The organism is Psychrobacillus sp. AK 1817 (genome assembly GCF_008807035.1).
Classification (GTDB): Bacteria; Bacillota; Bacilli; order Bacillales_A; family Planococcaceae; genus Psychrobacillus; species Psychrobacillus faecigallinarum.
Genome location: NZ_CP031739.1, coordinates 3886631 through 3909723, shown reverse-complemented (window position 1 = coordinate 3909723; position 23093 = coordinate 3886631). Strand labels below are relative to the sequence as shown.

The following is a 23093-nucleotide window of genomic DNA, read 5'->3' as shown; positions in this document are numbered from 1 at the left end:
GATAAAATTTTATATTGATCACCTCAATTATTTAAGTTATTTAGAGACTATCGCTACCGCTTTTCTTCTCATCCACTCTAACGGTCCAGTGTGTAGCTTCCTTATACAAAAATAGGCAAATAGAAATTGAAATAGAGTAATACTGAGCCAAATTGTAATGATAGATAAACTTCCTAATTTCCCGCCTAATCCTAGACCCCAGCCATAAAATACAATAGAAGCTATGAGATTCTGTGATACATAGCAGCTTAGTGACATTTTCCCAACCTCTTCAAATCGAGACCAAAGCCACTCAAACTTTCTATATTCTATTAATATACCAAATAATCCTATATAGCCAAGAGACATAATTGGTGCGAATAAATAACGAACAGGTAAATCAAATGCTCCTCCTGGTATAAAAATAAGAAGATTTAACGGAACACCTATATACATCCCTATTTGAAACAGTTTTTTACGCTGACTTTTGCCCTTCTCTGTTTTTGAAAATACTCCTGAACGCATAAGGAATACTCCTAACAAAAACAAGCATATGTTCATCGGTACTATCAAAATAGCTTCTAATCTATAATAAACAAAATTAAATAAACGATTTTCAACCTGTTTTAGCCATGTACCACTTTCATAGAGTGCAGCTCCTTCATATGAACCTAAGGACATGTTTACGACCCCTACTAGTGCTCCCACTAAGATCAATAGAACAATTATCGCATGAAAACTACCAACTCCAATCATTATTTTTTTTATAAAGGTATCTCCTCTTTTTAGAACAAGAGCAACGATTAATCCAGTTACGGCATAGCTCATCAAAATGTCATATTCCATTACTAGAGTAAAATGAATAAACCCTTCTAAGAGTAAAAACAATAAAGTCCATATATATACACCAGGCCAGGCATTACCCTTCCTGATTGCCTGCTGATATTTCATCTCTAATCCTACTCCAAACATAATCGTAAGTAATCCGAGAAGTTTCCCATTAACAATAAAGAGCACTACCATTCGTAAAAAGTCCTCTAATACCCACCATTCGGTAAAGTTAGCAGTCGTTATATAAGATAGGTCTCCCAAATAAGCAAAAATCCAAATATTAGTTCCCAGCGTTCCAAGCACTGCAAAGCCTCGGAGAATATCGATTAAGCGCAGTCTTTCACTTGTCATCAGAAATCCCTCTTTCATTTTAAGTATGAGCTCATGCCCCTAGATAAAATATAAAGAAAAACGACAGTCACTAACATTCACAACAGTCAGGAGTATAAGATGACACATGTCATGAAGAGGTTTTACATGAAGTGTTGGTTACACTATTTATTTTTAGTAACAAAATTAACATATTATACCGATATAATTATTGATTTATCTTAGAAGTAAGTGAATACTTATGAAAAATCTAATAATAGCTGCTTTAATATTTCCAGCTTTGTTAATAACAACTGCGACATTAGCAGAAGCATCAACAAAAGTGATGTGGGGAAAAACTGAATTACGAAATGGACAAATTGGTAAAGTGACTGTGTTATGTACAACACAGCTTTATCAGAAGGATAATGAAGGCATACTGAGACACAGTAATAGGCCTTTATATAAAGGGGAAGAGTTTAGAGTTCTTAAGTATGAAACTCCATCCAAACTTAAACTTGCTTTGTTAAAAACAATACTGTAGACGAGAAATCTAGTCTACCTAAAACTAAAATTGAAAGACTCCCTGTAGCTGAAGATATGTCTAATGCTCCAATATCGAATGGTCAGACTTCACCAATTTCTAACGAATTCACCGATAAATAGTTATATCAACAGTAACCTTACCCTTGGACTGCTAAACAACCTCCCAGCTATACCTGTAAGTTTCCACGGGAGGGAAGAAGTAAGGAAGTCAACGTTAGTTGTTATCTTTAGTTTTAGGGAGTCAAATGTTTCATATAAAAAGATAAGAAAACATTGTTCTGAAGTTTATCGATATCGAGACTCAGATCCGATTAGACTTCTACTTCCTGTAGAATGCATCTTCCCTTACCAAATGGAATACATAATGGCGTACCAAACAGCGGATCTTTTGTAATCTGACAATCCATACCAAACACATTTTTTACTAAAGGACAGCTTATAATATGCTCTGGTTTACCCTGAGCATATATTTCCCGGTCCTTAATCGCTACTATATTATCCGCATATCTGCATGCCAAATTGATATCATGTAGTACCATTACAATCGTTCGTTTCTCGTTTTCATTTAGTTCATAAAGCAAATCAAGAATTTCAATTTGATGTGTCATATCAAGATAAGTAGTTGGCTCATCCAGTAGGATAATATCTGTATCTTGAGCTAAAGTCATGGCAATCCATGCTCTTTGCCGTTGTCCCCCGGATAAAGAATCCACCGGTCGATCTTTGAGGTCTTCAATACCAGTTGCTTTTAAAGCATTTTTTACTTTTTCTTCATCTTCCTCTGTCCATTGTTTTAACCATGTTTGGTAAGGATATCTTCCTTGCTTCACTAACTGTAGAACCGTTAATCCCTCAGGCGCAATTGGCGATTGTGGAAGAATAGACATTTGTTTAGCAACATCCTTAGTGGACATTTTAGATATTGCACTACCTTCAAGCAATACTGCGCCATTTTTTGGCTTTAACAAACGAGCAATTGAACGAAGAAGTGTTGATTTCCCACACCCGTTTCCACCGATGAAAACAGTAATTTCCCCTTTTGCTATTTGAAGATTTAAATCATCTATAATAATACTTTCCCCATAAGAAAGGGTTAAATTTTGTGTCTCAATCACTTGTTTCATTTCAATACACTCCTTCACATTTAAGCATTCCTAGTTTTAAACAATAAGTAAATAAAATAAGGTGCTCCTATTCCTGCCGTAAATACACCTGCAGGAATTTCCAAGGGAGAAAACATCGTTCTTCCAATCAGATCAGCCAGCATGACTAGGATTCCACCTATTAAAGCAGATACAGGCAAAAGTGCTCCAAATGAAGAGCCTACTAACCTTCTTGCCATATGTGGAGCCATCAAACCGACGAAACCAATACCACCTGCAAAAGCTACAGCCCCTCCTACAAGAGCAGTACTTATTAATAATAGAACGAAACGGTGGCGTTGAATGCGTCCCCCTACTCCAGTAGCTATGTCATCTCCAAGCTCTAAAATATTTATATTTTTAACCATAAAAAAAGCAATAGCTATAAAAATAATCGTCCATGGAACTAATATAGCAACATTATTCCAACTAGAACCATAAACTGTGCCAGTTATCCATATATTCGCCTGACTTGCTCTATAAATCGGTCCCATAATCATCATCAATGTAGTTAATGCTTGCATGAGCGCAGATATCCCTATACCGATAAGTACTATTCTTATAGGTGATACGCCATTTTTCCACGCAAGAAAATATACAAGTAGTGCAATGACCACTGCGCCAACAAACGCTGCGAGAGGTAACCATTTAATACTTACTGTCAGAGAATTATTTGTATCACTGAATAAAGTTAAAAAACTAACAACGGCCACAGATGCACCGCCTGTTATCCCTAAAATATCAGGCGATGCCAAAGGATTTCGAATCATCCCTTGAAGGATGCCACCAGCTACCGCTAAAGCAATCCCCACCATTAATGCGACAATAATTCTAGGCAAACGAAAGGATTGAACTACAAGTTGTTCCAAATCGCTTCCACCACCAAAAAAAACACTCAGAACGGTTAAGGGGCTTAATTTCATATCACCTAAACCTGTGCTTACGATAAAAACAATTCCTGTAATTACTAGGAGACTCATTAATATGAATATAGCTTTTTTATCTAATAGAAAGGATACTTTTCCTTTAAACACTCTAAAATTTTTATATTGATTCATCGTGCATTAAGCCCCTTTCTTGCAATGTAAATGAAGAATGGAGTCCCTATGATAGCAGTCATAACTCCTACTGGAACTTCTTGAGGCATGATGATATATCTGGCGAATATATCTGCAACCAACAACAAAATTCCTCCTAGAAGACCTGAAAAAGGTATAAGCCAACGATGATCGATACCAACGATATATCTAGTTAGATGGGGAATAACAATTCCAATAAAGCCAATTGGTCCAGCGATAGCTACAGCTCCTCCAGCTAAGAGTATAACGATAATAGCAACTATTATTTTTAAAAATCCAGTGTTTACTCCTAGACCTTTGGCAACATCTTCTCCCATAGATAAAACATTCATTTTAGAAGCTATAATAAAAGATCCTATCCAACCTAACAGTAAATATGGAAAAACATTTAATAAAATTTCCATCTTTCTACCTTCAACTGATCCAGCTAACCAAAATAACACCTGCTCAAAAGCAGCCTCATTAATGACAAGAAATCCTTGGGTAAAAGAAGCAAACATAGCTGACATAGCTGCTCCAGCTAAAGTTAACTTCATTGGTGTAAGTCCTTCTCTTCCTGCAGAACCGATTGTATATACTGCAATTGCTGCCACAGCAGCTCCTGAAAAAGAAATCCAAGCGAATGCTTGAAGATTAGTTACTGAGAAAAGAGTTACTGCTAAAACTACTGCAAACCCTGCTCCAGCGTTAATGCCAAAAATCCCAGGCGATGCAAGCGGATTTTTCGTTAGAGTTTGCATTAAAACGCCAGAAATAGCTAAGCTACTTCCAACAGCTGCAGCGATTAGAGCTCTTGGGAGTCTAACTGTTTCAATTACAATATGTTCGTTTGAACCATTATTATTTTGAAAAGCATCTAGCACCATTTTCCAAGATGTCTGTGTATATCCATAAATAACACTTGCACACATTAAGAAGACTAGTATAGAAATGACAATAATTAGTCCCACTAGTCTTTGTCCGTTCGTTTTTAATAACATAAAAGTAACCTTTCTATTATCCGTAAATTTACACTATTTACCTCTAGTCTATTGCATGTTATATAGAGTGTCAATGAGTTTGAGAATCATTTTCATTTTCATATTGACATAAGTTTACAAGAGAACTATTATAAGGTTTGTATTGAAAATGATTATCATTAATATTTAACTTTAGGAGGTAAGCTAATTGAATAAAATAAAACCTTTTTTCGCTATTATTTCTATATTTTCTTTATTGCTATTAGCAGCTTGTGGACAAAAAGAAGATACTACAACAGGTGAAAAACAAGACGACACTAGCTACACAGTAGAACATGCAATGGGTAGTACTACACTCAAAAAAACACCTGAAAAGATTGTAATTCTTACTAACGAAGGCACAGAAGCCCTGCTCTCTTTAGGAGTGAAACCAGTTGGCGCTGTTCAATCTTGGCTTGGAGATCCTTGGTACGACCACATCAGTGACGAGATGAAAGACGTAGAAGTTGTAGGAGTAGAGCAAGAGGTAAATTTAGAAAAGATAGCAGCATTAAAACCTGATTTAATTATAGGTACCAAAGTTCGTCAAGAAGCTGTATACGATCAACTAAGTGCAATTGCCCCAACTGTATTTTCTGATACATTACGAGGCGATTGGAAAGAAAACTTTAAATTATATGCTAAAGCGTTAAACCTTGAAGAAAAAGGAAATGAAGTATTAAGTCAATTTGACGCACATCTAGATGAAGTAAAACAGAGTCTTGGGGATAAAACTGATCAAGAAATTTCTATTGTACGCTTCATGGCTGGCCAATCTAGAATTTATTATACTGATTCTTTCTCCGGCGTAATTTTTGAAGATTTAGGATTTAAACGTGCTTCCCAGCAAACCGAACTTTTTACTACTGATAACAAGCTTGGGAATTTAGCTATAGAAGTAGGCAAAGAAGTTATTCCTAAAATGGATGGGGACGTATTATTCTACTTCACATATGCACCACAAGGTGATAAAGCTGCCCTAGATACCGCAAAGGAATGGACGAACGATCCCCTTTGGAAAAATTTAAATGCTGTTAAAAGCGGAAATGTTCATGAAGTAAGTGATGCTATTTGGAATACAGCAGGTGGAGTTTTAGCAGCTAATATTATGTTAGATGAAATCGAAGAGATTTTTAATAAATAAAAGAATATAAATGTAAAAAACTAGACAATCTTGGTTGTCTAGTTTTTTTTACAAAGCTTTACCACTTTAGTAGCTATTCTTGTGTTAGTGTCCTAGTGTCCTAAATTTATTCTTTAAACATCCCTTCAATATTATTAAGCTCTATTCGATCTTCCTCCCTTCGATAATCGCTATAATCATTTTCCTCCGTTATCTTTATCAAACCTTTTTGAAAAAAAGATAATAAACGCATAGCTTCATTAATAACCTTGGGCTTAATACTATTAAGTAGTTCTCTTTTACGGTCAAATTCATTTTTATCCCATTCATCTTTATGTTCTACCTTGGGAATGGCATCAATTCCAGTAATATAGGTAAGACCTAAATATCGTAGAAATGTGTATCCACTACAATAATCCTCATATAATTGTTCTAAAATATCTACTAAGTCATTCTTTTCTTTTATTATGCTTTCCAAGAGTGACATGATTCGTTCCTGTTCAAATGCATAAAACGGAATTTTCGTCTCGATAAGATTCATTAATTCATTTTTTATGTATTTCTTTCTATAATTCAAATCAAGTAAATTAAAGTAAAAATTAGAGCCATAAATACTTTCTATTTCTTTTGTTTTATAAAGCCATTCTTCAAATTCAGATACAGTAATATATCCTTTATAGATCCTATAAAACTGCTTTTGTATATTAAATTCATTATTCATTCTTAAACTTAAACTCCTTAATTTGCTGTAACCTCTTTAGTTAAGTTATAAAAAAGAGCAATATATAATAGCTCACAATATAAAGTTGCCCTTTCTTTAATAAATGGACGATATATTTCTACAGTGTTTTTCCAGCTCACTCAACGTGTATAGTGTAGTAATTGGGAATTCACTTGAAGTTTCTTTTGAATACGTTAAATGAATTACCGCATACTTATTTAGCTCATCTATCCAAAATATCACATCATCATTATCGGTTCTTCGAGCTACTGCTACAGCAAATTTTCCATAGAGTTGGTGGCTTGGCGAAAGTTCTTTTGTTAACTCCTTATTTAAATTTTCCGACATACTTTTTGGCATTAACCACCATGGGTCATCTATAAAACCTTTTAATAATTCATGCATATAAGTCAGTCACATCTTTCTGTAGCGTACTTATGTAACAAAAGATCATTTATTTTGTTCACAACGATTCAACCAATCGGTTAAATAAGCATTAAATAGAACAGGCCTTTCAATTTGTAAATTATGACCAGCCCCACTTAAAATTGCAAAGGATGCGCTAGGAAAATTTTCTTTTAAGTCTAGTGCATCCTGATAACCTACCACGTCATCCTGCCTTCCAAGTAAAAACACAGCAGGATTATTAAATTGTGGCTCTTCAAACCAATTACTAAAGGCATAGTTACCGGCGATTTTCTGTAAAAACGCTACATCCCCTCGCTTCATTCCTGCAACAACCTCTTCAGTCCATCGATTAAATGTTAGTTCGTTTAATACTACACAGTTATTCTCGAACTCTTTTTGTATATTACTAGACAATTTTTTAAAGAAACATTCGTCTCTTTCTGCTATATTTTTAACAGGAAGTGTCCTTTGATCATGGTTTGTATTAATAACAGGACAAATAAAGAAAGCACCTAGAATAGGAAACCTATTTTTGGCAATAACTCCACGAGCTAAATAGCCACCGTATGACTCCCCTGCAATTAAAAATGGCTCATTTTGCATTTCCTTCTCTATAAAACCAATAACTACTTCCATTAAATCATCTGTATTATTTAGATGAGCAAATTGTTTTGATTTTCCCATCCCTGGTAAATCTATGTATATTCTTTTATAAGATCTTCTAGTTTTTTGAAAAAACGGCTCCATGCAACCCTTCATCAGCTCCATATCTGGTGAAAATCCATGAAGCATTAAAATAGGAGTGCCTTCTCCGTATATTTCATAGTAAACTTCTACATCATTTACAGTTGTATACATTTAATTGTCCTCCTCTTTTACTGACAAGCACCAAGTGGATTACCATCCGGATCAAAAAACGTAAAGTATTTCTTTTCCTCATCACCTCCAAGGGGTTTTACTGCAATTCCTTTGTTTTTTAGCTCATCGTAAAGTTTCTCAATATTTTTTGGTATAAAGTTAACATATTTCCCCACTCCAAAATTATTGGAAGGAAATTTCATAGGCGTATAATTTTCTACTTTAACTAAACAAACGACAGTCGGTGAATTATTCGATATTTTCATGACAGCTGCTTCTTCTTCAATATAATTTAACTTAAATCCTAGAACGGTTTCATACCATTGTGCTGAAACAGCTGGATTCTTCACAGGAATAAAAATTCCCTCTACTCCATTTAATAACGATGTTCCCAATATGTGTCCTCCTACCTTTATATATTATGTATTTACTATTCGATGTCTTTCCAGATTTTCCTTTAATAATTAATAATTTCCCATTAACAAACTAAATTACTATTTTCATCTATTTCCCCAAAGATTATTTTCAAAAAGAAAACCTTGAAGCTAAATCAGCTTCAAGGTTTTTAGTTCTTTTCCATATTCTCGATTAAGTCCAATAATCTTTGTCTTTTATCATCGGCTTCCTCATGAATAATTTTAAAATCATATCCTGTCTTATCTTCGTTAATAGAAATCTCTAAAAGATCTCCTTCTTTTGCGTCGATTGTAAACTTCTCTTTTAAAATAACTAGCTTATCAGCTTTATCATTTTTCCCAAAAAGAATAACAAAAAAATCATCGAAATGATTTAGTATATATTTTTTCGCTTCCATGTTTACTAACCCCCTTTTTTAAAAGCTAATATATTCAAAAATAATAAGAATTTATTTTAATTATTTTAGGTGAAGTGTTCCTAAATCTTATTCTATACTATATAGTTACTTATTTTCACCTATTTTGTCCACTATTTATATAAACTTTTTAAAACGTTCAAAATTTAACCTTTTTAATGAAAAGCATGAAACTTTTTCTATATAACATAAATATTTGGCATGTTTTTAAAAAAGTTGAATAAAAATCGTATAAAAGGCTACTTTTTAACAAAAAAAATTGCTTCCCATTAGTATGAGAAGCAACTTAAATATTATACAAATTTAATCATTTTATAGTTTTTCTTACCTCTTCTAATAATCATAAATTCATCTTCTAATCTGTCCACTTGCCCTACAACATATCCAACTTCTGTAATTTTTTCACCATTTATAGAAATAGCACCATTAGTTACATCTTCACGTGCTTGTCTTTTAGAGGGAGATACAGTTGCTTCTACAATGAAATCAACTATATTTTTTTCATCCTTTGTCATTTCTACCGATGGAACATCCTTAAAAGCATCCTTCATTTCGTCCGCTGTAAGCGCCTTTAGGTTTCCACTAAACAATGCTTGAGAAATTCTCACCGCTTGATCCAACGCCTCTTGACCATGTATCAAGCGAGTCATTTCTTCTGCTAAAGTCATTTGAGCTTTACGTAAATGTGGCTCATTTTGTACAGTTACTTCTAATCCTTCGATTTCCTCTCTCTCAAGGAAAGTAAAAATTTTCAAGTATTTAATAACATCTGAATCGGCTGTATTTATCCAAAATTGGTAGAACTCATATGGAGATGTTTTTTGTGCATCTAACCATACTGAACCTGAAGCTGATTTACCAAATTTAGTACCATCTGCTTTAGTCACTAAAGGAATCGTAATACCAAATGCCTTTGTTTCTTCCTCATGTGTTTTACGAATTATTTCTAAACCAGTCGTAATATTGCCCCATTGATCTGATCCACCGACTTGAACTCGGCAGCCATAATGATTGAATAAGTGATTAAAATCGATTCCTTGAATTAATGTATAGGCAAACTCTGTAAAGGAAAGTCCTGAGTCTAAGCGTGAAGCAATAGAATCCTTCCCTAGCATATAATTGATATTAATAAGCTTTCCATAATCTCTTAAAAATTCGATAACAGACATAGGCCCAATCCATTCGCGATTGTTTACCATCTGTGCTCCATTTTCAGATTGGAAATCAAAAATACGTTCCATTTGCTTTTTAATCCCTTGAACATTTAAATCAATTTGTTCGGTAGTTTGTAGTTGTCTTTCTTCTGAACGACCAGACGGGTCACCAATCATTCCAGTAGCTCCGCCGACTAAAAGAATTGGACGATGACCATGCATTTGAAATCTGCGAAGTGTTAATAACGGAACAATGTGACCAATATGCATACTGTCTGCAGTTGGGTCAACTCCACAATATAAGGATACTTTTTCAGTGGATAGAAGCTCATCCATTCCTTCTGCATCAGTTTGCTGATACAAAAGTCCTCTCCATTGCAGGTCTTCAATTAATGAGTTTGTCATTTTTGTCTCCTCCTTATTATTGGAAAAGGCAGTACTGATTTAATTGCCAAAAAACAAAAAGTCCCTGCATGATAAAAATCATGCAGGGACGCTTATTAGTTAGCGCGGTACCACCCAGCTTGAAGGAACAATCCTTCCGCTTTTTCACATGTAACGTTGTGACGACGTATAACTCCAAGCCTGTAATTCGCATCTTAACCACCGACTAACTTTCACCAACCGTTAGCTCTCTAAACAGTATGTATAAGCACTACTTCGGACTTTTCTTCGTTAAATGTTATACCTATTTTACCTAATTTGAATCGTATGTCAATAACTATCGTCTATAATATAGGACTATGATATAATATTGTTGATTTGGAGGTCGAGAAATTAATGAATAAATGGATGGAGAAATTCCACTTATATAAAGAGAAAGTAGATGCCTGGCAATCAACCAAATGGGCAAGAAGATTGCGTATATCTTCAAGTGTAGTGTGGAACTTATGCTTAATATTTTTAGTAGTTGGTCTAACACTTGGAATATTTGCCGCTTCTGTTGGTGCAGGTTATTTTACTTCTTTAATAAAGGATGAACCTTTACGAGAAAAAGAAAAAATGCGAGCTGCTGTGTTTAATTATGAAGAAACCTCAGAAATATACTTCGCTGGAGATGTCTACTTAGGGAAACTTAGAACAGATTTAGAAAGAACTGAAACAAAATTATCGAATGTCTCCCCATATGTCATTGATGCTGTCCTAGCTACAGAGGATGAATATTTTAAAGTTCATAATGGAATAGTTCCTAAAGCAATCATCCGTGGTCTATTACAAGACATGACAAACTCAGATACGCAAACAGGTGGTTCAACACTTACTCAACAGCTGATTAAAAATCAAATTTTAACAAACGAAGTTTCTTATGAAAGAAAAGCAAAAGAAATTCTCTTAGCCATGCGATTAGAGGAATTTATGTCTAAGGATGAAATATTAGAAGCCTATCTAAATATCATCCCTTATGGAAGAAACGCTAACGGTCGTAATATTGCTGGTATTGAAACTGCCGCACAGGGAATTTTTAATGTGAAGGCGAAAGACCTTACACTTCCTCAAGCTGCATACATTGCTGGGATTCCCCAAGCCCCATTCAAATATACGCCTTTTAGTAATGGTGGTGTTTTAAAAGAAGGAGAATCGTTACAGCATGGAATTGACCGTATGAAGGTTGTTTTATATCGTATGAAAGAAACAGGTTACATAACTGAAGCTGAATATGAAGCTTCTGTTAACTATGATATTACAAAAGATTTTAGAAGTAAGGAAGCTCTTCCAGAAGAAAAATATCCTTGGCTAACCTTTGAGATTGAAAAGAGAGTACGAGATATTTTAAGCGTTCAGCTAGCTGAAAAGGATGGAGTCGATTTAGAGGCCTTGGAAAACGGTGATCCTCTAATCGAGAAGTACAATATTATGGCTCAACGTGCTGCAAGCACTGGTGGATATCGTATTCATACTACTATCAACAAAGATATGTATGAGAAAATGCTTCAAGTAAGGGACGAATTTGAATCCTATGGTCATACTTATACTAATATTAGTGTGAAGGACCCTACTACTGGAGAAACAATTACAAAAGATTTTCCTGTCCAAGTCGGCAGTATGCTGATTGAAAACGGAACCGGTAGGATTCTTTCCTTCCTAGGTGGACGTGATTATAATGTAGAGCAATATAATCATGCTACTCAGGCTGTGCGCTCAATGGGTTCTACTATTAAACCATTGGTAGTATATGCACCTGCTCTTGAATACGGTGTTATCGGAGCCGGAAGCCCCCTTGCAGATGTTAAATTTAATATTAATGATAACGGAAACAAATGGGCACCAACTAACTATACAACTGCTCAGGAGTTAGGAATTATTTCAGCTCGACAAGCAGTTACTACCTCCCAAAACTTATCGACCATTAGACTTTACGATCAAATAAAGGATAAAAAGCCAACTGATTTCATGATGAAAATGGGCTTCAAAAGCATTGAAGAAGATGAATATGCTAACCTTGCACTTTCTATTGGTGGTATGAAAAAAGGAGCTTCTATAGAAGAAACTACAAATGCATATGGAACTTTTGCTAATAATGGTCAGTTCATTGATGCATATATGATTGAAAAGATAGAAGATGTTGAAGGGAATCTTATTTACCAGCACAAAGTAGAGCCTGTCGATGTTTTTAGTCCACAGACAGCTTACATTATGACTGATATTTTAAGAGATGTTATGACACAAGGTACAGCTAAATTAGCAAATTCTCGTCTAAAATTCCAATCAGATTTTGGAGCAAAAACTGGTACAACACAAGGACACAGTGATTCGTGGCTAATAGGCTATAACCCTAATGTTTCCTTAGGTGTCTGGCTAGGTTATGACGAGCAAAAGCTTACGCTATTCCATATGAACAACCGTTATGGACACCCAAGCGTTCGTATTAATACACTTTGGTCCAATATGATGAATGCAATGTACGATATCAACCCGGAGCTTGTGGATGCACCAAACGCTTTCAAAGCACCTGATGGTGTGGTATCTAGGTCATTCTGTGGTATTTCTGGTCTAGCACCTTCTACTGCATGTGAACAAGCAGGTCTTGTGAAATCTGACTTATTTAATGCAAAGGTGATGTTGCCTACTCAGGCTGATGATAGTTTAGTATCATCGTCTTACGTAGTCATAAACGGTAGTAAGTACCGTTCATTGGACTCTACTCCAAGTGAATTTGTTGTTGCAGGTGGACATGGAGTAAGTGAGAGCTTTATAAAACGAATGCTTGGTCGCTTTGGTGGGGACGCTAGTAAGCTATTCCCGAACGACTCATCATTTGCTAGCAATGTCGTATCAGAAAAAGTATTTGAGGCAGACGGTGCTCCACCAGCTCCAGTTGTCACCTCTCTTTCAGGAAACACAATGACTTGGACGAAATCAGCTTCTAATGATGTAATTGGTTATCGTGTATATCAAGTGGTGAATGGAAACAGAGTTCTTATAACGACTAAGCTCGAGGCGGAAAACTATAGCCATCAAATTACTTCTCCTGGACAATATGTGGTAGTAACAGTAGATATCACTGGTCTACAGTCTGGCGCTTCTAATATAAGTACTTTGAATGCGCCAGACCCAGTAATCCCAGTTCTTCCTCCCGAGGAGCCAGTGGGAGAAGAGCCTGAGCAGCCTGCCCCTGGTGATGGTAATGGTGGCGGAAGTGATGTAATTATCACTCCTCCAGTAGAGCCAACTACACCAGAGGAAGAGACTACTCCGTAACTAATAAAGAAAAAGGCGGTGACTAAAAGTCACCGCCTTCTTTATATACTCACATCTTTAGAACGTTAAAAACAACGTGTGAGGATGGGGAATTTCTATCTCTCCCCCTCTTAAAAACTCTTATTAACATTACTTTTTTATTTTTCTCCAAATCAATGTTGCATTAAGTAGTATAATACCAATCGAAACCCCAATAATTTGGTCTAATAAAAGTTCACCAGTTCAAAATTAACCATATAACTACTCAACGCAAGAACCAGTTGATGCTCGATCGCTCTGTAGAAAGAACAGAACAGGAAAATAGACTTCCCATCACCTAATCATAATAAAAGCCCTACCTCAATAAATCACTGAATTGAGGAAAGGGCTTTTCATTATTGAATCAAATTCAGGAACTGTCGTGTCCGCTCTTCTTTAGGATTTGTGAACATCTCGGACGGCTGGCTTCGTTCGACGACCTTCCCTTGATCCATAAAGATAACTTCAGATGCTACATCGTTTGCAAACCGCATTTCATGGGTAACTACGACCATGGTAATGCCCGTCCCTGCGAGATCTTTCATGACCTGCAGTACTTCCCCTACGAGCTCGGGATCCAGTGCAGAAGTCGGTTCATCGAAAAGCATTACTTTTGGCTCCAACGCAAGAGCTCTGGCAATCCCTACACGCTGCTGCTGTCCGCCAGAAAGCTGATGAGGATAATAGTCAAGCTTGTCTCCAAGCCCTACTTTAGTCAATAGTTGTGTTGCTTTTTGGCGGGCTTCTTCTTTTGATTTCTGCTGCACGATCATCGGTCCTTCCATGACGTTCTGAAGTGCCGTCATATGAGGGAAAAGATTGTAGTGTTGGAAAACCATTGCTGATTTTCTTCTGAAAAAATCAACTTCTTTCTTAGGTACAGGTTTGGAAAAATCAATCGTTTGGCCGTCAATGGAAATGCTTCCAGCCGAAGGGACTTCCAGTATATTCAGACAGCGAAGCAAAGTCGTTTTTCCAGAACCTGAAGGTCCGATGACAACGACCACTTTACCTTGATCGATTTCCAGGTCGATTCCCTTCAAAACTTCAAGGTCGCCAAATCGTTTGTGCAGTCCATTAATTTTTATCAATCCTATTCTCCTTTCTACTTCATCCGTTAAATAGATTTATTTCATTACGTAGCGATCGAATCGATTTTCCAATCGACCTTGGACAAGCGAAAGCAAGAAACAGATGATCCAATACAGGATAGCAACCTCAGTATAAAGTAATAGGACCTCATAGTTGAATGCCGCAATCTCTTGCGCTCTTCTAAACATTTCGGTTACTAGAATAGCAGATGCCAAAGAAGTATCTTTCACCAGGCCGATGAATGTATTCGAAAGAGGCGGGATGGATACTCGTGTAGCCTGAGGCAAAATCACTCGGCGCAATGTCTGGGAATAAGTCATCCCTATCATTTGTGCAGCTTCCCACTGCCCTTTAGGGATAGATAGGATAGCCGCACGGATCACTTCAGAAGCGTATGCCCCCACATTCAACGAAAACCCAATAACAGCGGCTGGGAACGGGTCAATGACAACCCCAACTGATCCCAAACCATAAAATAGAATAAACAACTGTACCAATAAAGGCGTTCCCCGAATGGCGGAGACATAAATGCGTGCAATCCATTGGAACGGTTTGATGGTTGATATTCTAGCCAACGCTGTAAGAATTGCTAGTACAAGTCCACAAACGAATGTAATTAGCGTCAATGGGAGCGTATATACAACAGCACCCTCCAGCAAAGGGAGGAGAGAAGATTGAGCAATATCTATATAGCGCTCCACTTTATCAGGATCATTCCAAAACATTTTCGCCGAACCATTTCTCAGAAATTTCGTTGTACGTGCCATCTTCGATCATTTCGTTCAATGCTTTGTTTACAGCTTCCACTAGTGTTTCGCTTCCTTTACGGAACATCAAACCACTTTGTGCAGCATCGTCAGCTTCTGCTACAATCTTGATATTTGCTTCAGGTTTTTGTTTTTGGTAATCAAGTACAGTTAATTTATCGTTGATGGTTACATCTACACGGTTTGAATTCAACAATTCAATTGCTTGAATGAACCCGTCAATGCCAACTAATTCAGCCCCATATGACTTAGCTATTTCACCGTAGTTGCTTGTAAGGGATTGAGCAGATTTCAAGCCTTTAATATCTTCAAATGCTTTAACGTCATTGTTGTCTGCTTGTGTTACCAATACTGCAGATGATGAAATATATGGGTCAGAGAAATCATATTTTTCTTGGCGTTCTGGTTTAATTCCCACTTGGTTGGCAATCATATCGAAACGTTCTGAATCTAGACCCGGGAACATTGCATCCCACTGTGTTTCCATGAATTTTGCCTTTACGCCAAGGCGTGAAGCAATTTCTTCTACAATCTCAACGTCAAACCCAGTCAACTTACCAGACTCATCATGGAATGTGAAAGGTGCGTATGTTCCTTCAGTACCGACCAATAGCTCACTGCTGTTTTTTACCTTCGCTAGCAGATCCCCATCAGCATTGCCCGATTCGTTTTGATTTCCATTTCCGCCTTCGTTTCCGTTCTCTTTGCCGCTGCATGCCGCTAACACTAGCACAGCAGAAATAATCAATAATAGCAAATAGCTAAATTTTTTCATGTCATGATTCCTCCTAATTCAGATAAACATACTTGGTAATCATTATCTTAATACATGGATACCCACGAGTCAAAACAATTATCTCCAAGTATTAATACCCAAATCATTAAGAATTATCACATATATTTCAATCGTTTCTAATATAGTAGAAGGTCTAATTATCGCAATAAATTTGAAAACATTGTTATTATAACCAAGACCACTAATTTCTGAACGTTTAATACTAAGCTTTCCTACCAGATGTAGTGTAGTGTAGCAGAGTACACCCTTATTTTCTTTAGTTGGGTAATTTCAAGAGATTGTTTTTTGATTTCGCGATGAGAGCACAAAATAAAAATTTTTGTTTAATAATTTACAAATATTATTTATCACAATCGAAAAAAACTTCTTCAACTAAACTATCGCTTTAGTTTAAGTGTAACATTTCACAATGGATTTCTTCTGAGGTCCACTGGATGATTGGATAAAAAATAGACCCTCATAAAATGATGATCTTGTTTTGCTAGTCGAGTAGAAGGGAACCTCTCTACCTTACGGTAGATTGTGTTCCACCCCCCTCACAGAACCGTGCTTGCGCTATTTACGCACACGGCTCCTCCAAATCATCACACAAAATGGTGATTCCGCTATCCTCAATAGTTTAGTTTACATTTATTATTTCTACCGCTGTGTGTAGTAAATGTGTCCCTAGTGAGGGTGATCATTTGGTAGCAGCCTTTCCTCCATCGGCATTTTTTGGATTTTCAAATTTAATGCCTCCTAAATTCATGTTATTTTGCATTATCCTGTATTGAAATTCTAGTATTAACAAAGGGATGATTAAAATAGTAAGATACTAGAATTGCCCGTTATAAAAAGAATCATTTCACTAATTTTGCATTAAATTAATTTTATATTCTTACTCATCTCCCCAACAGTATCAACTGGGGCTATTCATCTACTCTTCACCTTTTTTTAATAAATGTTTCTCTTTGATTATTGAACAATACTGACTGTTAGTACAATAAGAAAAAAGGCTTTACATTTCTTAAAGTAGTCGAGTAGAAGGGAACCTCTCTACCTACGGTAGATTGTGTTCCTCCCCCCTCACAGAACCGTGCTTGCGCTATTTACGCACACGGCTCCTCCTAGTCATCATTCACAAAATATAGCTAATCTCTTTTCTTAAGTCGTATATATTCACCTTAATTCTTGGTGAAGGTAACGGATATTTATGAAGAAAGAGATTGAATTTATCCCAAGTAAAGGATTTCCTTTGACTTCTTCTGTTGAGCCATTTAAATAGTAAGTATTGGATTTTGTCTTTGAATTGGTGAACACTTGGAGTGTTATCCGTAATGCAATAGTAGTTGTAATAACCTACAAGTGAGCGTTTAAATCTATCCATAATCATATGAATATCATTATTTCGGTTCTTCTTTATCCATTCTTTAGATTCCTTTAGTTTAGCTTGTAGCTTTTTCCTACTTGATTTCCGTTTCACACGAAAGTGTCCAGTTTTACTCTTTCCACAGTAGTGTGTAAAACCTAGGAAATCAAAGGTGTCAGGTTTTCCATTTCCCTTTAGTTTTGCATCTTTCTCCGCAAACCTCCCGAAGGGAATGATTTTGGTTTTATCCTCTGCTATTTCTAAGTTAAACTTCTGTAATCTCAGCTTCAATGATTGAAAGAATTCCTGAGCTTCGCTCTTATATTGGACGCAACACACAAAATCATCTGCATATCTAACTATGTATGCATGTCCTTTACACTGTTTTTTAACTTCCTTCTCAAACCACAGGTCCAGAACATAATGAAGGTATAGATTGGCTAGAACCGGAGAGATGACTCCACCTTGCGGTGTGCCTTTATCTGTCTTGTATTTCTTTCCTTCCTCCATGTATCCACCTTTAAGAAACCTACCAATTAATCTTAGTAAGTTAGGGTCAGTAATTCGCAGTTTTAAGAACTCCATCATCCATATGTGGTCAACGTTGTCAAAGAACCCTTTAATATCTACATCTACTATATAATTTACTGATTTCTTTTCAATGTAATGATTTAATATTTTCAAAGCATCGTGGCAGTTACGATTTGGGCGGAACCCAAAAGAGCAGTCTAGAAAATCGTTTTCATAGATGGCATTTAGTATTTTAGTAATGCCTCTCTGTACAATCTTATCTTCATGTTCCGGTATCCCCAACGGTCTTTTCTTGTTGGAGTTAACCTTAGGAATATACATTCTCCTTACGGGAACTGGATGATAACTTTTACTTTTAAGCCTACTTACTAAATCTTCTATATTTTCCTCTAGTGTTTCACCGTATTGCTCTTTAGTTGTGCCATTAATCCCCGTTGCCTTCTTATTAGGTAATTCAAGATGACATTGAACTAGAGATTGCTTATTTAGTAAATGTACAATAGATGTAAATTTCATTTTCGGATCAGATTTTGCTAATTCTGCTATCCTTAATAGTTTTGTTTCCATTTAGTATTCCTACCTCCGAGTGTAGTAAATGTGTCCCTAGTAAGGGTGATAACTTGGTAGCAGCCTTTCCTCCATCGGCATTACCCAACTTCATTGGTACTACGCTGCTATCCGACTCCCTAAACGGCATTTGGTTTCCTTGCTTATTATCACTTGTACACCATACTCTTCACTAAGAAGAGACCGCTAGGGTCTCCCGAGTTGCCGTATCATATCCATGTGTGACGTGCCAAGGTCTCTGACCCCAGAGAGGCTTTATCCTTCTTGCCTTTAACGATGGATAAAATGTAGCTTTCTGCCGTGCTTAAAGCATCAGCCCTCTCGATTTACTAACATTATGGAGCTCAATCCCTTCAACCAGTTGGCTTTCGGCCCGCCACCTAACTGTCTACGCTTAAAGGCTAATGTTACCATTAGCCCTCCAAGACTCGCTACGAGTGAATGGCTAGTTCTTTCTCGGCGGGAATCCCACCCGCTATATGATACGACCTATGCTCGGCCGCACAAGCAATCGGTAGTTGAGTAATCAGGAGATTAAGTCAAATAACCTATTCAATGAGTTTAGAACAGGAAGAAGAGGTAACAAAACAGCAAAAACAATATTACTTTCTAAGACTGCTTTCCATAATTTTAATCCATTTAGAACCTTATAAATCAACAAAAATCCTGAAATAGTAACAAAAGAAAACAACAGCCATAAAAATTCCTTTTGTCTATTTACTGCATATTCAATTTCATCAATTTTCCAAGTGTCATCCGCAGAAAAGGGCAGAGTTATTATATGTTTTTCAACTCCTAAGAAATTGAATGATTTTAGCGAAACATAATCTTTTTTTATTTCTTCAATATCATATCCATTTGGTAAAAATGAAAATTTATACACCATAAGATAGGAAACATAAAAAAGAGTACTTGCAATTAATAAAAATGCTAAAATTTTTTTAATATTCATTGATCAACCACCTTAAATTCCTCCACATTACCATAAAAACCTGAATGTTAAAGGCAATAGCCTCTTCTTAAAGTAAAGCTCCCAATAGTTTAATAAGCAACTGTAACTCTGTTCTACATAATCTTCATTATGTACGACAAAAAAGCCAACACCATGTGCCAGCTTCCTCATTCGGTTTATTGTGAGTTACTTAATGTTTAGAATAAATTATTTTATTGCACTTTCATCCATGTAAAAAAGCTCCCAAAGATGACCGTCAATATCCTCAAAACTCCATCCATACATAAATCCATGGTCTTGTGGTTCCATTGAAATTTTCCCGCCTGCTTCTAATGCCTTGTTTACAATCGCAACGACTTTTTCTTTACTATCAACAGATAGTGCCAAGATTGCTTCATTACTTCTTGTAGAATCGGCGATTTCTTTTTTCGTAAAAGTCTTAAAATGTTCTTCAACTAACAACATAGCAAATATGTTATCACTAATAATCATGCTTGCTGCAAATTCATTGGTAAACTGGGAATTGAATTCAAACCCCAATTTAGAGAAAAATTCCTTAGTCTTATTTAAATCTTTTACTGCTAAATTTACGAATATCTTATCCGCCTGAAACCCCATGTTACTCACCTCTACTATAGTATTGTCATTCACACTATAGTTCTCTATTTCATAAATAAATTCCTTCAAAGAATAAAATTATTATACAGAATCCGTTATGCAACATATGAAGCTGGATTTCTTTATTCAACTGATTGCATATCTAACTCTAAATTCTTTTTGTATCTTTAAAGGAATAAAAGAAATAAACTTGCCTATCAGGGCTAACAGTCTGATGGTAGTTAATATCTATATCAGGGCCCTATTCTTGAATAACATATTTAAAGAAAATCGTATTAAACTGAGGGCGTTGAAGCAGAACATTTTATATTGACAAAGTTAAATTAATCTATAATATAATATATAATTAATATTTGCATAACGAAGATTTGTTTAAAACATTTCGGGATATAAGAATAAAGGCTATGATAAGAAATAGTAGCAATCATGCAAACAGACAGAAAGTTACCGGTTGATGAGAGGTGCATGTTGAACGATTGTGAATTCATCTTGGAGCAGTGTACTGAATAGGATTCCTTAGTAGGCTACACCGGCTTAGCACCCGTAATCATGTGCTAAAGTATCGTCAGATGACTGTACTTACAAAGGTAAGCAATATGAGTTGCTTATGCATTAAAGGTGGTAACACGAGTTGAATCGTCCTTTTGGTTAATCCAAAAGGGCGTTTTTTTATACTTTGTTTTTTATATCCTTGCAATATTAGAAATAATATTTTAAGGAGGAATAATGATTGAGTAAAGGTAATCAAAATCAGAGACTTCAGCGGGGTTTAGATAATAGGCATATCCAGTTAATTGCACTTGGAGGTGCAATTGGAGTTGGATTGTTCTATGGTTCGAGTGCAACCATTCAAATGGCTGGTCCATCCATTTTGTTCTCATATTTAGTCGGAGGCTTAGTTATTTTTACCATTATGAGAGCACTTGGGGAAATGGCTGTGGACGAACCGGTTTCTGGTTCATTTAGTTCATATGCACATCGATATTTAGGGGCGTTTGCAGGTTACTTAACTGGCTGGACCTATTGGTTTATGTGGGTTGTCGTTGGGATGGCAGAAATAACGGTGGCTGGTGTTTATGTGAATTACTGGTTTCCTGATATTCCACAGTGGCTGGTAGCACTGGCTGTACTTATCGTAATTACACTGATAAACCTTGCTAATGTAAAAGCATATGGAGAGTTTGAATTCTGGTTCGCACTGATTAAAGTTGTAGCCATCATCGGAATGATTCTCCTTGGACTAGGAATCATCTTCCTGGGAATCGGGAACGGAGGACAGCCGATCGGTTTTGACAATCTTTGGATTCACGGAGGATTCATGCCAAATGGAATCAACGGTATTGTAATGTCCTTGGTCCTCGTGATGTTTTCATTTGGAGGGGTAGAATTAGTTGGAATTACGGCAGGGGAAGCGAAAAATCCTCAAAAATCAATTCCGTTGGCCATCAACAATGTTATCTGGAGGATATTAATTTTTTATATTGGTGCATTAGGAGTCATGATGGCTATATATCCCTGGAATGAGGTAGGCACTAATGGGAGCCCATTTGTTTTAATTTTTGAAAAGGTAGGAATTCCTGGTGCTGCGCATATAATTAATTTTGTTGTCATAACAGCAGCATTATCTGCTTTTAATAGTGGGTTATTCGCTTCAGGCAGAATGTTACACAATTTATCATTGCAAAATAACGGTCCGAAATATTTCGGAAAGCTTAGCAAAAATGGTAGTCCAAGACGTGGAATCTTGTTCTCTTCATTGTTTTTATTAGTCGCAGTAGTTTTGAATTATATTGTTCCTGAAAAAGTATTTTTGTATATTTCTGCTGTTGCAACGGTTGCCGTTATTACCAGCTGGACGATTATCCTGATTGCCCAACTAAAATTCAGACAATCAAAAACAAAAAAAGAAATAGAAAAACTAGCATTTAAAATGCCGTTATATCCAATTTCAACCTATCTAGCATTAACATTTTTAGCGCTTGTCATTGTCTTAATTGGATTTATTGAGGACATGCGAATAGCATTAGTTGTAGCACCTATATGGTTTTTGATTTTATATATAGGATATAAAATCAAAAAAAAGGATTTTACAGAAGGTTCCATTGAAAAGGAGATTGTTGAATAAACCTCTTTTCTAGAATTCAAAACCCAATAACACCCGTATGTGACTAAATATACATAAACAAACGGATGCATTAGTTCAACAAGAAGTAACTGATTTTATTAGGGCTTAGATCATATTTTGGTTATTCCACTAATTGGCGATTGTTGAGCAACACATTTAGAAAATGATTAAACTTTACTTATAATACCGATATTTAAATATGCAAGAGAAGAATCTATTTTGATCAAACTTTCTTTCAAAATGGATTCTTCTTGTTTACAGTAAAATATGGTTTTGTGGGTATTTTTGATTAAACTTTATTACAAAGCAACAGGTTTTGTTCTCGTATAATTCACTTGTTTTTATCATCTCTCTTTTTATATTTCTCAAGCACATCATCAATTATTAAACTTTCATTTACTCTTTCATTTACCCTTTCCCCGTATTCTTTTTCAAGTAATTTCCCAATTATTGAACTGTTAATTCCTTTTATAACTGCTGCCTGAATTACAAAATAAAGTATCGAAAATCCACCTAGGGAAAACATAATTAACTCCATAACTGAAAATACCTTCCAAATAAATATATTTATTAGATATTGAACCTAAGCCATTCAACTAA

General features: G+C 35.9%; 21 protein-coding genes and 2 other annotated features. Of the genes, 4 read left to right on the top strand and 17 right to left on the bottom strand.

Features of this window, described 5'->3' with window-relative positions; translation table 11 throughout:
* Nucleotides 1-36: 36 nt before the first annotated feature.
* Nucleotides 37-1161 (bottom strand): DUF418 domain-containing protein, encoded by a 1125-nt coding sequence (locus tag D0S48_RS19585; protein WP_191963839.1) that lies wholly within the window; start codon nucleotides 1159-1161, stop codon nucleotides 37-39.
* Between the two features lie 220 nt (nucleotides 1162-1381).
* Here D0S48_RS19585 and D0S48_RS19580 point away from each other — a divergent pair, with 220 nt between their 5' ends.
* Nucleotides 1382-1663 (top strand): hypothetical protein, encoded by a 282-nt coding sequence (locus tag D0S48_RS19580; RefSeq protein WP_151113508.1) that lies wholly within the window; start codon nucleotides 1382-1384, stop codon nucleotides 1661-1663.
* A gap of 313 nt (nucleotides 1664-1976) precedes the next feature.
* Here D0S48_RS19580 and D0S48_RS19575 read toward each other — a convergent pair whose 3' ends face one another.
* Genes D0S48_RS19575 through D0S48_RS19565 form a run of 3 tightly spaced genes read right to left on the bottom strand, consistent with a single transcriptional unit; the run spans nucleotide 1977 to nucleotide 4866 of the window.
* The gene (locus tag D0S48_RS19575) at nucleotides 1977-2789 is read right to left on the bottom strand and encodes an ABC transporter ATP-binding protein (RefSeq protein ID WP_151113506.1); all 813 of its coding nucleotides are present in this window, start codon (nucleotides 2787-2789) and stop codon (nucleotides 1977-1979) included.
* Nucleotides 2790-2809: 20 nt separating this feature from the next.
* Complete coding sequence (locus D0S48_RS19570) at nucleotides 2810-3865, bottom strand: FecCD family ABC transporter permease (protein WP_151113504.1); 1056 nt, start codon at nucleotides 3863-3865, stop codon at nucleotides 2810-2812.
* Nucleotides 3862-4866, bottom strand: a complete 1005-nt coding sequence (locus D0S48_RS19565; protein ID WP_151113502.1) for a FecCD family ABC transporter permease — start codon at nucleotides 4864-4866, stop codon at nucleotides 3862-3864. The genes D0S48_RS19570 and D0S48_RS19565 overlap by 4 nt, the downstream gene beginning before the upstream one ends.
* A gap of 187 nt (nucleotides 4867-5053) precedes the next feature.
* Between D0S48_RS19565 and D0S48_RS19560 the strand changes: the two genes are divergently transcribed.
* Entirely contained in the window at nucleotides 5054-6028 is a 975-nt protein-coding gene (locus tag D0S48_RS19560; RefSeq protein ID WP_191963838.1) for an ABC transporter substrate-binding protein, read from the top strand.
* A 106-nt stretch (nucleotides 6029-6134) separates the two neighbouring features.
* Here D0S48_RS19560 and D0S48_RS19555 read toward each other — a convergent pair whose 3' ends face one another.
* The 6 genes from D0S48_RS19555 to tyrS form a co-directional block, all read right to left on the bottom strand.
* Complete coding sequence (locus tag D0S48_RS19555; RefSeq protein ID WP_151113501.1) at nucleotides 6135-6728, bottom strand: hypothetical protein; 594 nt, start codon at nucleotides 6726-6728, stop codon at nucleotides 6135-6137.
* Between the two features lie 96 nt (nucleotides 6729-6824).
* Nucleotides 6825-7133: a hypothetical protein gene (locus D0S48_RS19550; protein WP_225215930.1), complete on the bottom strand. Its 309-nt coding sequence runs from the start codon at nucleotides 7131-7133 to the stop codon at nucleotides 6825-6827.
* Nucleotides 7134-7178: 45 nt separating this feature from the next.
* The gene (locus D0S48_RS19545; RefSeq protein WP_151113498.1) at nucleotides 7179-7994 is read right to left on the bottom strand and encodes an alpha/beta fold hydrolase; all 816 of its coding nucleotides are present in this window, start codon (nucleotides 7992-7994) and stop codon (nucleotides 7179-7181) included.
* Between the two features lie 17 nt (nucleotides 7995-8011).
* Nucleotides 8012-8389 carry a VOC family protein gene (locus tag D0S48_RS19540; protein ID WP_151113496.1) on the bottom strand — a complete coding sequence of 126 codons (378 nt, stop codon included), beginning with the start codon at nucleotides 8387-8389 and terminating at the stop codon, nucleotides 8012-8014.
* A 170-nt stretch (nucleotides 8390-8559) separates the two neighbouring features.
* Complete coding sequence (locus D0S48_RS19535) at nucleotides 8560-8808, bottom strand: DUF3006 family protein (RefSeq protein ID WP_144535304.1); 249 nt, start codon at nucleotides 8806-8808, stop codon at nucleotides 8560-8562.
* 311 nt (nucleotides 8809-9119) lie between these two features.
* On the bottom strand, nucleotides 9120-10385 hold the full coding sequence (tyrS, locus tag D0S48_RS19530; RefSeq protein ID WP_144535302.1) for a tyrosine--tRNA ligase: 1266 nt from the start codon (nucleotides 10383-10385) through the stop codon (nucleotides 9120-9122).
* Nucleotides 10386-10466: 81 nt separating this feature from the next.
* Nucleotides 10467-10662, bottom strand: a binding site (T-box leader).
* A gap of 98 nt (nucleotides 10663-10760) precedes the next feature.
* Between tyrS and D0S48_RS19525 the strand changes: the two genes are divergently transcribed.
* Nucleotides 10761-13679, top strand: a complete 2919-nt coding sequence (locus D0S48_RS19525; RefSeq protein WP_151113494.1) for a transglycosylase domain-containing protein — start codon at nucleotides 10761-10763, stop codon at nucleotides 13677-13679.
* Between the two features lie 374 nt (nucleotides 13680-14053).
* Here D0S48_RS19525 and D0S48_RS19520 read toward each other — a convergent pair whose 3' ends face one another.
* The 6 genes from D0S48_RS19520 to D0S48_RS19495 all read right to left on the bottom strand — a co-directional run bounded on the left by D0S48_RS19520 (nucleotide 14054) and on the right by D0S48_RS19495 (nucleotide 20368).
* Nucleotides 14054-14788 carry an amino acid ABC transporter ATP-binding protein gene (locus D0S48_RS19520; RefSeq protein WP_151113492.1) on the bottom strand — a complete coding sequence of 245 codons (735 nt, stop codon included), beginning with the start codon at nucleotides 14786-14788 and terminating at the stop codon, nucleotides 14054-14056.
* 36 nt (nucleotides 14789-14824) lie between these two features.
* On the bottom strand, nucleotides 14825-15514 hold the full coding sequence (locus D0S48_RS19515; RefSeq protein WP_144535296.1) for an amino acid ABC transporter permease: 690 nt from the start codon (nucleotides 15512-15514) through the stop codon (nucleotides 14825-14827).
* On the bottom strand, nucleotides 15501-16331 hold the full coding sequence (locus D0S48_RS19510) for an amino acid ABC transporter substrate-binding protein (RefSeq protein ID WP_151113490.1): 831 nt from the start codon (nucleotides 16329-16331) through the stop codon (nucleotides 15501-15503). Before D0S48_RS19510 ends, D0S48_RS19515 begins: the two co-directional genes overlap by 14 nt.
* A gap of 1138 nt (nucleotides 16332-17469) precedes the next feature.
* On the bottom strand, nucleotides 17470-18798 hold the full coding sequence (gene ltrA, locus D0S48_RS19505) for a group II intron reverse transcriptase/maturase (RefSeq protein WP_151113488.1): 1329 nt from the start codon (nucleotides 18796-18798) through the stop codon (nucleotides 17470-17472).
* Between the two features lie 526 nt (nucleotides 18799-19324).
* Complete coding sequence (locus D0S48_RS19500; RefSeq protein WP_151113487.1) at nucleotides 19325-19750, bottom strand: hypothetical protein; 426 nt, start codon at nucleotides 19748-19750, stop codon at nucleotides 19325-19327.
* Nucleotides 19751-19957: 207 nt separating this feature from the next.
* Nucleotides 19958-20368, bottom strand: a complete 411-nt coding sequence (locus tag D0S48_RS19495; protein ID WP_151113892.1) for a VOC family protein — start codon at nucleotides 20366-20368, stop codon at nucleotides 19958-19960.
* Between the two features lie 395 nt (nucleotides 20369-20763).
* Nucleotides 20764-21015 (top strand) — a binding site (T-box leader).
* An 83-nt stretch (nucleotides 21016-21098) separates the two neighbouring features.
* Between D0S48_RS19495 and D0S48_RS19490 the strand changes: the two genes are divergently transcribed.
* The gene (locus D0S48_RS19490) at nucleotides 21099-22493 is read left to right on the top strand and encodes an amino acid permease (RefSeq protein WP_151113485.1); all 1395 of its coding nucleotides are present in this window, start codon (nucleotides 21099-21101) and stop codon (nucleotides 22491-22493) included.
* Between the two features lie 331 nt (nucleotides 22494-22824).
* On the opposite strand, the gene D0S48_RS19485 is transcribed toward D0S48_RS19490, so the two are convergent.
* Nucleotides 22825-23031, bottom strand: coding sequence for a hypothetical protein (locus D0S48_RS19485; protein WP_151113483.1), 207 nt, complete (start codon nucleotides 23029-23031; stop codon nucleotides 22825-22827).
* Nucleotides 23032-23093 lie beyond the last annotated feature (62 nt).

Coding starts and splice junctions, on each gene's coding strand:
- D0S48_RS19515 (WP_144535296.1), bottom strand. CDS start 15,514: ATGTTTTGGAATGATCCTGATAAAGTGGAGCGCTATATAGATATTGCT.
- D0S48_RS19485 (WP_151113483.1), bottom strand. CDS start 23,031: ATGGAGTTAATTATGTTTTCCCTAGGTGGATTTTCGATACTTTATTTT.
- D0S48_RS19555 (WP_151113501.1), bottom strand. CDS start 6,728: ATGAATAATGAATTTAATATACAAAAGCAGTTTTATAGGATCTATAAA.
- ltrA (WP_151113488.1), bottom strand. CDS start 18,798: ATGGAAACAAAACTATTAAGGATAGCAGAATTAGCAAAATCTGATCCG.
- D0S48_RS19545 (WP_151113498.1), bottom strand. CDS start 7,994: ATGTATACAACTGTAAATGATGTAGAAGTTTACTATGAAATATACGGA.
- D0S48_RS19495 (WP_151113892.1), bottom strand. CDS start 20,368: ATGGGGTTTCAGGCGGATAAGATATTCGTAAATTTAGCAGTAAAAGAT.
- D0S48_RS19585 (WP_191963839.1), bottom strand. CDS start 1,161: ATGACAAGTGAAAGACTGCGCTTAATCGATATTCTCCGAGGCTTTGCA.
- D0S48_RS19550 (WP_225215930.1), bottom strand. CDS start 7,133: ATGCATGAATTATTAAAAGGTTTTATAGATGACCCATGGTGGTTAATG.
- D0S48_RS19570 (WP_151113504.1), bottom strand. CDS start 3,865: ATGAATCAATATAAAAATTTTAGAGTGTTTAAAGGAAAAGTATCCTTT.
- D0S48_RS19580 (WP_151113508.1), top strand. CDS start 1,382: ATGAAAAATCTAATAATAGCTGCTTTAATATTTCCAGCTTTGTTAATA.
- D0S48_RS19525 (WP_151113494.1), top strand. CDS start 10,761: ATGAATAAATGGATGGAGAAATTCCACTTATATAAAGAGAAAGTAGAT.
- tyrS (WP_144535302.1), bottom strand. CDS start 10,385: ATGACAAACTCATTAATTGAAGACCTGCAATGGAGAGGACTTTTGTAT.
- D0S48_RS19535 (WP_144535304.1), bottom strand. CDS start 8,808: ATGGAAGCGAAAAAATATATACTAAATCATTTCGATGATTTTTTTGTT.
- D0S48_RS19510 (WP_151113490.1), bottom strand. CDS start 16,331: ATGAAAAAATTTAGCTATTTGCTATTATTGATTATTTCTGCTGTGCTA.
- D0S48_RS19565 (WP_151113502.1), bottom strand. CDS start 4,866: ATGTTATTAAAAACGAACGGACAAAGACTAGTGGGACTAATTATTGTC.
- D0S48_RS19575 (WP_151113506.1), bottom strand. CDS start 2,789: ATGAAACAAGTGATTGAGACACAAAATTTAACCCTTTCTTATGGGGAA.
- D0S48_RS19500 (WP_151113487.1), bottom strand. CDS start 19,750: ATGAATATTAAAAAAATTTTAGCATTTTTATTAATTGCAAGTACTCTT.